Annotated in this window: 1 protein-coding gene and 2 pseudogenes; all 3 read left to right on the plus strand. The window is 35.0% G+C overall.

The window, feature by feature from the left end; all coding sequences use genetic code 11:
• The first annotated feature begins 558 nt into the window (after nucleotides 1-558).
• Nucleotides 559-762 (plus strand): hypothetical protein, encoded by a 204-nt coding sequence (locus IQ228_RS22370; protein WP_193964486.1) that lies wholly within the window; start codon nucleotides 559-561, stop codon nucleotides 760-762.
• Nucleotides 763-1,238: 476 nt separating this feature from the next.
• A pseudogene (locus IQ228_RS22375) lies at nucleotides 1,239-1,979 on the plus strand (P-loop NTPase fold protein); the annotation flags it as partial.
• A 39-nt stretch (nucleotides 1,980-2,018) separates the two neighbouring features.
• A pseudogene (locus IQ228_RS22380) lies at nucleotides 2,019-4,168 on the plus strand (ATP-binding protein); the annotation flags it as partial.

The raw sequence follows: 4,168 nt of genomic DNA on the forward strand, positions 1-4,168 counted from the left end.
GTATGAGTTGGTGAATATTAATTAGCTATATCCCCTGTGATGAGTCATTTTTTCATGATTACGAAAAAATAATCTCTGGTGGTGATTAGATGCAATTGTGTTTTAGATTACGTCGTTTATTTGATGACGCATAATATCTATTTTTGTTTCTGGTCAAAAAAAGATTTTTTTCTCCGGGTTTTTCTCAGAGAATTTGTACAGATAGAAAGAACGTTATCTTGTGGTTAAATTAACTCTGCCAGGGGGGTAAGAGTTAATTTAGCAGTCATAAATCTAAATTTGGATTTGTGAATCAATGAAAACAATAACTTGTTTGTTCATTCTGAGATAAATCAAGGATGTAATTGGGTAATGTCCAATATTAGTCTAGATTAGTCTTTGCAATAAATAAATGAGATAAGTTAATGCGCTTTGAGTTGGCATTGTTTGTAGTGTCTTGTTTGATGCTATGGGCAGATTTTTTATGGCAATTTTGAAAACCATTAACTAATTCACAAGTTTTCATTCACGAAGATGATGTTGCTGATTACGCAATAGCATTCTGAGTTGAGTTTTGATATGAAAAAAACAATTGGTTTAGGACTAATGGTGTTGTCTGTCTATCTGTACAATTCCAGTGCTTGTTTTGCAGGGAATAAGCTGTCCATTGACAATGCAGGGGTAAGAATCGGAAATTATTCTCAATCACAGTTAGTGGTAGGTATGTCTGCTAGGGATGAAGAATCAGGTGACTGTATTCGTAGGGGTAGATGCAGAGATTAATATGCTTTGGTAATAATTACAGTTGAAGCTACGTAATTAGTGTTTGACTAGATTTGTCAGAACATCAAGTTTTTTATCAACTTTCAATATTTTGCCTATTTTGGGTTGCTTCAGTAGAGGGAGTGATTCAATCGTTGTGGCGGTTATCAATTGGATGCAATACAATTAAGTAATTCAGGGCGGGGGTTCCCTTTTTGCTTATTTTCATTCCGGCACTTGCTTGTCTTATGAGGTACGGATGACGGGTATCTTTTCCGCTATCTATACCTTATAACACTGAAAACTTCTGCACGTAATTAATGTAAATTTTAATGCAAGTAAATTGCTTTGGGGACTGGGTAGGGTGAGGCTGTGAAGAAAAAGATCAAATTAGTTGTATTTACATACTAAGTTGTTGCGGATATGTCTAGTTTTCCGCTGTAAAAGAGATTGTGACAGATGATGTTGTGACAATTACAGCGTGAATTGGATTTTTTATGATTTTTAATTTAGAAAGATTTTATCAGGCTTGTAATCCTTCCCGTCCCTTGATGATTGAGAATGTAGACGACCGGATGTATTATATTGATTTTACTTCAGTCCGGGGTGGGAAGATCATTGAAGCTCTGCTGCGGACTATTACTAAGATATCTCCAAATACGCCAACCTGTCAGTTATTTACAGGACATTTGGGCTGTGGAAAATCTACGGAATTATTAAAACTCAAGGCTGAGTTGGAAGCGCAGGATTTTCATGTGGTCTATTTTGAGTCTACTCATGTTTTAGAAATGGTAGATATAGATATTACAGATATTCTGTTAGCGATCGCTGGTTTGGTGAGTAAAAACTTGGAAGCGATGAAGCTGCGTGTCCAACCTAGTTACTTTACTAAGTTGTTTGGGGAGTTGGTAGATTTTCTGCAAACTCCTTTAGACTTGGGAGTAGAAGCCGAATTATCGGTAGGAATTGCCAAAATTACGGCAAAAACCAAAGAAAGTCCCCAGTTACGCAGACGCTTAAGAGACTATCTAGAACCACGCACAGAGAATATCTTACAATCAATTAATGAAGAACTGTTAGACCGAGCTAATTTGGAGCTAAAAGCCAGGGGGAAGAAGGGATTGGTGGTGATTGTGGATAACTTGGATAGGGTGGCGGTTCGTCCTCTACCTTCTGGGCGATCGCTCCCCGAATACTTATTCATTGATCGAGGAGAACAGTTAAGAAGTTTGGTTTGCAGTTAACCCAGTTTTAGCAGAAATGGAAAAGTTTAGATTATGGTTAAAAGACAGCAAGCAGAGAATATAATCGCCGCTAACCAAAAGTCTTTACGTAGTTTGGAAAGAGCAATTACCTTTTCTAAAAATCAGTTTTCAGTTATTTTACTGTGCTGTAACTACGAATTCCTGCGAGATATGATCCAGCAGCAACTAGCAATTAATGGTTGGGGAAATGAGCGCATTCAAAGTATTACTTTAGACAAAAAAACTACAAGTTTATATACAGCAATTCAATCACAACTTACCATTGATCAACCTGCTGGATTAATGATTATGGGGTTTGAATCAATCTATGAAATAGATGATCTCTTGCGTTCCATTAATCAAGTCCGAGACGAATTTCGTAAGTGTTATCAAACCCCCATAATTTTTTGGGTAAATGATCAAGTTTTACAAAAAATCATGCGGTTAGCTCCCGATTTTGCGAGTTGGGCAGCTACACCAATTAGATTTGAAATGACTTCTATTGGATTACTAGAATTTCTCCACGAAGAAACTGACGATTTATTTACAAGAGTCTTACAAAGTAATTATGCTCAAGTTCATCCTGTCACCTTAGAACAAGTATGGATTAGTAGTGACCAACTCCATTATGCAATTAAAGAATTGTATGATAGGGGGATTGGAATCGAGGCAGAATTAAATGCTAGGTTAGAATTTATTTTTGGCATAGATGATTATGTCAATAATCGGATTGATTCTGCCTTAAATAACTTTCAGAAAAGTTTGTGTTTTTGGCATCATCAAGAAGATTTAGAACCGACAGAATATGCAACTGATATAATAGCAGGATTATCTAATTCATCTTGTGCCGATCTTTTAAAACAGTCAATTCTATTATTTTATATTGGATTATGTTACTGTCGTCTTGCCGAACAAAACCCCAAATCAAGAGAAACATATTGGCAATCAGCCAAAACATATTTTCAGCAATCCTTACAAATATTTGAAATTGCTGGACGGATAGATTTAGTTTCAGAATCTATTGAACAATTATTAGAAGTCCTATATAGTTTAAAATCATGGACAGCATTAGAATTTGTCGCTAAAAAATCCCTAGAACTACATCAAATATATGGAAGGAAAATTCAATTAGCTTATGATTATGGTTTTTTAGCGCAGGTAGCCGTACATAATTCAAACTGGACACAAGCTAGTATTTTAGCGCATATATCACTACTACAATTAGAAACAGAAAAAAATCGCCCAGAATCAAATAATTATTTATTTCCTCTGATATTAGAGCAAATTTATTTATTAACTTTAGCCAAAGCCCTCAATCATCTAGGAAAAATAACGGTAGCAGAAGAATATATAAATACAGCATCTCAACAACTACCATCAGCTTTAGAGAACAGTGAACATCAATATGATCCCCATCGTTACATTCGCTTATTACATAATTTAAGATTATTATACTTTCAAATAGGACACTATCTTCAAGCCTATATTATTAAACAAAAACTCCATTCTGTAGAACAACAATATGGTTTTGTCTCCTTTATTGGGGCTGGAAGGTTACAACCTCAAAGACAAGTCACCAACCCCAGTTTAGTATCTACATTTGGTAGTAATAGTATAGCTTTAGAAATTGCCGCTTCTGGTAGAAACTCTGATGTTAATCGCTTAATTGGTAAAATTAGTCGTGCAGACCAAAAATTAATAGTTATTCATGGACAGTCAGGTGTTGGTAAAAGTTCTATCGTTACGGCTGGCTTAGTTCCCGCACTACAAAACCGCGCTATTGGTGATCAAATTGCTGTACCAGTTGTCCTCCAAGTTTATAGAGATTGGTTAGGAGAATTAGGAAAATCCTTTACCAAAGCTATGTTAGAAATGGGGAAACAATCAGCCATTGAAACAGAATCTCGATCTAAGTTTTGTCCTCTGATAACTGCTAATGACATTTTACAACAATTACGAAAAAATGCAGATAATCACTTAATTACAGTTTTAATTTTTGATCAATTTGAAGAATTTTTCTTTGGTTATACAGATTTTCACGAAAAACAAGCATTTGATCAATTTATTAGTAATTGTTTAGGTATATCTTTTGTGAAAGTTATTTTAACTTTGCGCGAAGATTATTTACATCGCCTTCTAGATTTTAGATGTCTCTCATCAATTGATGTGATTAACAATAATAT

This window comes from Dolichospermum sp. LEGE 00246 (assembly GCF_015207865.1).
GTDB lineage: Bacteria > Cyanobacteriota > Cyanobacteriia > Cyanobacteriales > Nostocaceae > Dolichospermum > Dolichospermum heterosporum.